At 74.3% G+C, this 6,797-nt stretch carries 8 protein-coding genes; 2 read left to right on the forward strand and 6 right to left on the reverse strand.

The window, feature by feature from the left end:
* Window positions 1-41 precede the first annotated feature (41 nt).
* Window positions 42-608: a transglycosylase family protein gene (locus RIF68_RS22230; protein ID WP_309053047.1), complete on the reverse strand. Its 567-nt coding sequence runs from the start codon at window positions 606-608 to the stop codon at window positions 42-44.
* Window positions 609-990: 382 nt separating this feature from the next.
* Here RIF68_RS22230 and RIF68_RS22235 point away from each other — a divergent pair, with 382 nt between their 5' ends.
* Both RIF68_RS22235 and RIF68_RS22240 read left to right on the forward strand, forming a co-directional pair.
* Complete coding sequence (locus RIF68_RS22235) at window positions 991-1,764, forward strand: hypothetical protein (RefSeq protein ID WP_309053048.1); 774 nt, start codon at window positions 991-993, stop codon at window positions 1,762-1,764.
* A 197-nt stretch (window positions 1,765-1,961) separates the two neighbouring features.
* Window positions 1,962-2,285, forward strand: a complete 324-nt coding sequence (locus tag RIF68_RS22240) for a hypothetical protein (protein ID WP_309053049.1) — start codon at window positions 1,962-1,964, stop codon at window positions 2,283-2,285.
* 120 nt (window positions 2,286-2,405) lie between these two features.
* Here the strand turns inward: RIF68_RS22240 and der are convergent, their stop codons facing one another.
* The 5 genes from der to aroH form a co-directional block, all read right to left on the reverse strand.
* Window positions 2,406-3,854 (reverse strand): ribosome biogenesis GTPase Der, encoded by a 1,449-nt coding sequence (gene der, locus RIF68_RS22245; protein ID WP_309053050.1) that lies wholly within the window; start codon window positions 3,852-3,854, stop codon window positions 2,406-2,408.
* A 70-nt stretch (window positions 3,855-3,924) separates the two neighbouring features.
* A complete protein-coding gene (locus RIF68_RS22250; RefSeq protein ID WP_309053051.1) occupies window positions 3,925-4,611 on the reverse strand; it encodes a lysophospholipid acyltransferase family protein in 687 nt (228 codons plus the stop codon).
* Window positions 4,566-5,240 carry a (d)CMP kinase gene (gene cmk, locus RIF68_RS22255; protein WP_309053052.1) on the reverse strand — a complete coding sequence of 225 codons (675 nt, stop codon included), beginning with the start codon at window positions 5,238-5,240 and terminating at the stop codon, window positions 4,566-4,568. Before cmk ends, RIF68_RS22250 begins: the two co-directional genes overlap by 46 nt.
* A gap of 218 nt (window positions 5,241-5,458) precedes the next feature.
* On the reverse strand, window positions 5,459-6,547 hold the full coding sequence (locus RIF68_RS22260) for a prephenate dehydrogenase (RefSeq protein WP_309053053.1): 1,089 nt from the start codon (window positions 6,545-6,547) through the stop codon (window positions 5,459-5,461).
* On the reverse strand, window positions 6,544-6,797 hold a 254-nt coding region (gene aroH, locus RIF68_RS22265; RefSeq protein WP_309053054.1), incomplete at its 5' end, for a chorismate mutase. The genes RIF68_RS22260 and aroH, both read right to left, overlap by 4 nt.

Raw genomic sequence — 6,797 nt, forward strand, 5'->3', positions numbered from 1 at the left:
CCCGTCCGTACGTACTGTCCGGACGGGGCGCCGCGGAGTCCTCAGAGCGGCGCGATCCGCAGCATCGTGCCGACGGTGATCCGGTTCGGGTCCGGTCCGATCAGCTCGCGGTTCGCGGTGTGGAGGGCCTGCCAGCCGCCCTTGATCGCGAACCTGCGGGCGATCGAGCTGAGGGTGTCGCCCGGCTGTACGGTGTGGACGCGCCCGCTGAGCCCGTACCGCTTGGAGCAGGTCGGCCACGCCCCCCAGCCCTGGGTACGGAGGACTTCCTCGGCGACGGTGATCTGCTGCTGCCGGGTGGCGAGGTCGGCGCGGGCGGCGAAGCGCAGACCGCCGTGCTCGACCCAGGTCGGCTGCCAGAACTGGAGCCCGCCGTAGTAGCCGTTGCCGGTGTTGGCGTTCCAGCGGCCGCTGCTCTCGCACTCGGCGACGCAGCCCCAGGGCCATTGGTCGTTGGCGCACGGGTAGGCCGGCGCGGCGGTGGTCGGGGCGGCGGCGGTGACGGGTTCCGGTGCGGCGGCCCGCGCGGGCGCCGGAAGAAGGCTCACCAGCGCCGCCGCGGAGGCCGCGACGAGCGAACCGGCGGTCCAAAATCGGATCTTCGACATCGCTGCAGGCTAGGCAGCGGGACGGCGCCGCGGCCGCGTGCCGCGCGGAACACCGCGCACACCCCACCCGGTCGGAGTCACCCGCGGCGCGCAGCACCGGTACGGAAGGGGAGGGCCGGACCGCCGCCCCGGGAGGGCGGGGGCGTCCCCCGCCCACCGACCGGGACGGGCTGCCGGCGGAGCTCGCCCACCGCCCCCTCGCACGGCCCCGGGCGGGACGGCGGCGGGCGGGGACGGGGCCGCCGGGCCACCGTCGCGCATGGGACTCCGGCAAGTTGCCCGCCGTCCGCGCGTGACCCCGGCCGAGCCTGGCCCGTTGAACTCTGCATGAGACGCCCGGGAACGGCCCGGCGTCGCCCGTACCGAGTCCAGGGAGCCACCCGTGCCGCGCATGCTCGACGTCAGCGAGGACGTACGCGCCGAGATCGGCGACGAAGAAGCCGACCGGCTGCTCGCCGGCGACAACGCCCCTGCCAGCTACGACTGCACCTCCTGCCGGACGCCGGGCGACTCCGAGCAGGAGCGCACCAGCACGGTGCTGTTCGTCGGCGAGGAGACGGCGGTTCTCGCCTTCGCCCACGCCACGTGCATCCCGTCCCAGGTCGTACGGGTTCCCGAGGAGCAGCTCCAGGGCGCCGTGGCCTCGTTCGAGGCCGGGGAGGCGCTCACCGCCGCCCACCCCCAGCAGGCGGTGCTGGGCGTGACCAGCGGTCTCGTGCTGATCGGGGGCGAGCTGCACCCCGCGCTGGTCGTGGAGCCGACGGCGCCGGTGGCCCGTCCCGGCGGCGACGGTCTCACGGACGAGTTCCTCACCCTGCTGACCGAGCAGGGCTTCCAGCCGGTCGCGGACGTCAACCAGAAGCCGGCGGTGCTGCCCGGCTGGTCCGTGCTGGTCGCCATGGGGCAGCTGCACTCGGTGCTCCAGCCGGGACCGGGCGGCGCCGGGCAGGCCGCCTGGTGGCAGGCGCACCAGCCGCTGCAGGTGACGGAGGGCTGGCGCGCCGCGGCCAACAAGTCGCACACGGTCCTGGTCTTCGCCGCCCCGGTGGGCTCCATCGGCCAGCAGCCGCGCGAGGACCTGCTGCGGGACGCCCTGGAGAAGGCCGCGGCCAACGGGCGCCTGGTGGCCGCGGCGATGCCGCTGGCCGGCACGTGAGCCGGGAGGCGCGGCCCGGTATAGAGCCCGAGCGGCCCTCCGGGGGCTCGGGACGGCCCTCGGTACCCAAGGTGCCGCGGCCCCGGCCGGCTCCTCTTTCGGAGAGTCGGCCGCATCCGACGGGCGGCGGGGTCGTTGGCACCTATGTGCACGCATACGACCCCTTCCCCCAGCCTCATCCGAGTCCGATTCCCGCCATGCGCCCCGCGCACGACGGCGCGGCAGGCCCTTCGGCGACGCCGATCTTCGACGCGCTGTACTCGGAGTACCGCCGGTCGTTCCGCACCCTGCCGGGTGACCGCAGCGGTGAGGAGGAGCTCCGCTTCCGCGCCTTCGGGACGGTGACGAGCACCGGCCTGTACGGGCAGGGTTATGGGTACACCCAGGGGGCCAGGACCGGGCAGGCGTACGGGCAGGGCGGCCGGCCGGCGGCCCATCCGACGGCCTGGTCGGCGACGCAGCACACGTACACCGTGGCTCCGCAGGCGGCACTGCCGCCGGGGCCCCGCAGGAGCCCCTAGGGGCCACGCGGACCCGCGGGACGAGACGCGCGGGAGCGATGAGGTTCGTGACGTACGGCCGAGGGCCGGGGCGCATCGCCCCGGCCCTCGGCCGTTCTTCCGCCGGTTCCGGCGTCCCGCCTACTTCTTCTTGCCGCGCTTCTCGCGCACGCGGACCGAGATGTGGATCGGGGTGCCCTCGAAGCCGAACTCCTCGCGCAGCCGGCGCTCGACGAAGCGGCGGTAGCCGGCCTCCAGGAAGCCGGAGGCGAAGAGGACGAACCGGGGCGGCTTGGTGCCCGCCTGCGTGCCGAAGAGGATGCGGGGCTGCTTGCCGCCACGGATCGGGTGCGGGTGGGCGGCGACGAGCTCGCCGAGGAAGGCGTTGAGCCGGCCGGTGGGGACGCGGGTCTCCCAGCCGGCGAGGGCGGTCTCGATGGCCGGGACCAGCTTCTCCATGTGGCGGCCGGTCTTCGCGGAGACGTTGACCCGGGGCGCCCAGGAGACCTGCTGCATCTCGGTCTCGATCTCGCGCTCCAGGTAGTAGCGGCGCTCCTCGTCCAGCTCGTCCCACTTGTTGTAGGCGATGACGATGGCGCGGCCCGACTCGACCGCCATCGTGATGATGCGCTGGTCCTGGACCGAGATCCGGTCGGTGGTGTCGATGAGGATGACGGCCACCTCCGCCTTCTCCACGGCGGCGGCGGTCCGCAGGGAGGCGTAGTAGTCCGCGCCCTCCTGGAGGTGGACCTTCTTGCGGATGCCGGCGGTGTCGACGAACTTCCAGGTCACGCCGCCCAGCTCGATCAGCTCGTCGACCGGGTCGCGGGTGGTGCCGGCCAGCTCGTTGACGACGACCCGGTCCTCGCCCGCGACCTTGTTGAGGAGCGAGGACTTGCCGACGTTCGGGCGGCCGATGAGGGCGATGCGGCGCGGGCCGCCGACGGCGTTCCCGAAGCGCTGCTCGGGGGCCTCGGGGAGGGCCTTCAGCACCTCGTCCAGGAGGTCGCCGGTGCCGCGGCCGTGCAGCGAGGAGACGGGGAACGGCTCGCCGAGGCCCAGGGACCACAGGGTGGCGGCGTCGGCCTCGCCCGCCGGGCCGTCGACCTTGTTGGCGGCGAGCACGACCGGCTTGCCGGCGCGGCGGAGGAGCCGTACGACGGCCTCGTCGGTGTCGGTGGCGCCGACGGTGGCGTCCACGACGAAGAGGCAGGCGTCGGCGGCCTCGATGGCGTACTCGGCCTGGGCGGCGACGGAGGCGTCGATGCCGAGGACGTCCTGCTCCCAGCCGCCGGTGTCGACGACCTTGAAGCGGCGGCCGGCCCACTCGGCCTCGTAGGTGACGCGGTCACGGGTGACGCCCGGCTTGTCCTCGACGACGGCCTCGCGGCGGCCGATGATGCGGTTCACCAGGGTCGACTTGCCGACGTTCGGGCGGCCGACGACGGCGAGGACGGGGAGGGGGCCGTGTCCGGCCTCCTCGATCGCGCCCTCGACGTCCTCGACGTCGAAGCCCTCTTCCGCGGCGAGCTCCATGAACTCCGCGTACTCGGCGTCGCCAAGTGCCCCGTGGTCGTGCTGGTCGTTCATGAAGTCCGTTCCTTGATCATTCGTGGTCGGTGGGTCCCCGGCTCGCGGAGCCCACTACTGAGAGTCTCGCTCAGCGCCCGGTGAGGCGCCTGGCGTTTTCCAGGTGGGCGGTGAGCCGCTCCTGGATCCGTACGGTGGCCTCGTCGAGCGCCTTGCGGGTGCGGCGGCCCGTTCCGTCCCCCGCCTCGAAGGCGTCGCCGAAGACGACGTCGACGCGGCCGCGCAGCGGGGGCAGTGCCTTGATCAACCGTCCGCGCCGCTCGGAACTTCCCAGGACGGCGACGGGGACGATGGGCGCGCCGCTCCGGACGGCGAAGTAGGCCAGGCCGGCGCGGAGCGAGGCGAAGTCGCCCTCGCCGCGGCTGCCCTCGGGGAAGATCCCGAGGACGCCGCCCTGGTCGAGCACGCCCAGGGCGTTGGCTATCGCGGTGCGGTCGGTGCTGTCGCGGTCCACCTTGAGCTGCCCGATGCCTTCCAGGAAGCCGCCGAGCGGGCCGACGAACGCCTCCTTCTTGATGAGGAAGTGCACGGGGCGCGGGGCGGTGCCCATGAGCATGGGGCCGTCGATGTTGTGCGCGTGGTTGACGGCGAGGATGACGGGGCCGGAGGCCGGCACCCGCCAGGCGCCGAGGACGCGCGGCTTCCAGAGGCCGTACATCAGGCCGATCCCGATGCGCCGGCCGACGGCGGCGCCCTTCTCGGAGGGCAGGGTCACCGGGCGGCCGTCCGCTTCTCCTCGACGAGGGTCACGACGCATTCGATGACCTGGTCGAGCGTGAGGTCGGTGGTGTCGACCTCGACGGCGTCGTCGGCCTTGGCCAGCGGGGAGGTGGTACGGCTGGAGTCGGCCGCGTCCCGCTTGATGAGGGCCTGCTGGGTCGCGTGCACGTCGGCACCCTTGAGCTCGCCGGAGCGGCGGGCGGCGCGGGCCTCGGGCGAGGCGGTGAGGAAGATCTTCAGGTCGGCGTCGGGCAGGACGGTGGTGCCGATGTCCCGGCCTTCGACGACGATGCCCTGCTCGGCGCCGCGGGCGATGGTCCGCTGCAGCTCGGTGATGAGCCCGCGCACCTCGGGAACGGCGCTGACGGCGCTGACCTTGGAGGTGACCTCCTCCGTCCGGATGGGACCGGAGGCGTCGGCGCCGTCGACGGTGATGGTGGGCCGGGCCGGGTCCGTACCGGAGACGATGACCGGCTTGGCGGCGGCGTTGGCGACGGCCTCGGCGTCGCTGACGTCCACCCCGTTGCTGATCATCCACCAGGTGATCGCCCGGTACTGGGCGCCGGTGTCGAGGTAGCTCAGCCCCAGCTTGGCGGCGACCGCCTTCGAGGTGCTCGACTTGCCCGTGCCGGACGGCCCGTCGATGGCGACGATCACGGATTCCACGGTGGGAACACCTTCCTGGGTGAGCGGTAGGGCCCGGCGGAGATGCGGGGGACCCCCACAAGGTTACCGAGTCCCCGGCACCCGTTCGGCCCCGCCCGTTCGGGCCCCCGCCCGGCGGGCCGTGCACCCGCCGGGCGGGCCGCGCCCCGCCGGGGCGGACGCGGACCACCGGGGCGGTCGCGAACCGGGCCCTCCCGCGAGGAAGGCGGCGTGAACCCTCAGCCCGTGCGCAGGGCCCAGCCGCGTTCCTGGAGGGCGGCGCCCAGCACCGGGGCCGCGGAGGGCTCCACCATGAGCTGCACCAGGCCCGCCTGCTGGCCGGTGGCGTGCTCGATGCGGACGTCCTCGATGTTGACACCGGCGCGGCCGGCGTCGGCGAAGATGCGGGCCAGCTCGCCGGGCCGGTCGCTGATGAGGACCGCGACGGTCTCGTACACCGTGGGCGCGGCGCCGTGCTTGCCGGGGACGCGGGCCCGGCCGGTGTTGCCCCGGCGCAGGACGTCCTCGACGCCGCCGGCCCCTTCCCGGCGCTTCTCCTCGTCGGCCGACTGGAGGGAGCGCAGGGCGCGGACGGTCTCGTCCAGGTCGGCGGCGACGCCCGCGAGGACGTCGGCGACGGGGCCCGGGTTGGCGGAGAGGATCTCCACCCACATGCGCGGGTCGGAGGCGGCGATGCGCGTGACGTCCCTGATGCCCTGCCCGCAGAGCCGTACCGCCGCCTCGTCGGCCTCCTCCAGACGGGCGGCGACCATCGAGGAGACGAGCTGCGGGGTGTGGGAGACGAGCGCGACCGCCCGGTCGTGGGCGTCGGCGTCCATGACGACGGGCACGGCGCGGCAGAGCGCGACGAGCTCCAGGGCGAGGTTGAGGACCTCGGTGTCGGTGTCCCGGGTCGGGGTGAGCACCCACGGCCGTCCCTCGAAGAGGTCGGCGGTGGCCGCGAGGGGCCCGGAGCGTTCCTTGCCGGACATGGGGTGGGTGCCGATGTACGCGGTGAGGTCGAGGCCCAGGGCCTCCAGCTCCCGCTTCGGGCCGCCCTTGACGCTGGCGACGTCCAGGTAGCCGCGGGCGAGCCCGGCGCCCATGGCCTCGGCGAGGGTGGCGGCGACGTGCGCCGGTGGCACGGCGACGATCGCGAGGTCCACGGGGCCCCCGGGCGCCTCGTCGGTGCCGGCGCCGAGGGCGGCGGCGGTGCGGGCGCGCGCCGGGTCGTGGTCGCGGAGGTGGACCGTGACGCCCCGGCCCGCGAGGGCGAGCGCGGCCGAGGTGCCGATGAGTCCGGTTCCGATGACGAGCGCTGTTCTCACTGGGCGATGTCCTTGCGCAGGGCGGCCGCGGCGCCGAGGTAGACGTGCGCGACGCGGTTCTTGGGCAGATCGGTCTCGACGTGGGCGAGGAGGCGGACGACCCGGGGCATGGCCCCGGCCACGTCGAGTTCCTGGGCGCAGAGCAGCGGGACGTCGGCGATGCCGATCCGGCGGGCCGCGGCGGCGGGGAAGTCGCTGTGGAGGTCGGGGGTGGCGGTGAACCAGATGCTGATGAGGTCGTCGGCGGTGA

Source organism: Streptomyces sp. (genome assembly GCF_031178505.1).
Lineage (GTDB): Bacteria > Actinomycetota > Actinomycetes > Streptomycetales > Streptomycetaceae > Streptomyces > Streptomyces gulbargensis.

Excerpts from the sequence above, each read along its gene's own strand:
- RIF68_RS22230 (WP_309053047.1), bottom strand. The coding sequence starts at position 608 with ATGTCGAAGATCCGATTTTGGACCGCCGGTTCGCTCGTCGCGGCCTCC.
- RIF68_RS22240 (WP_309053049.1), top strand. The coding sequence starts at position 1,962 with ATGCGCCCCGCGCACGACGGCGCGGCAGGCCCTTCGGCGACGCCGATC.
- der (WP_309053050.1), bottom strand. The coding sequence starts at position 3,854 with ATGAACGACCAGCACGACCACGGGGCACTTGGCGACGCCGAGTACGCG.
- RIF68_RS22250 (WP_309053051.1), bottom strand. The coding sequence starts at position 4,611 with ATGCGTCGTGACCCTCGTCGAGGAGAAGCGGACGGCCGCCCGGTGACC.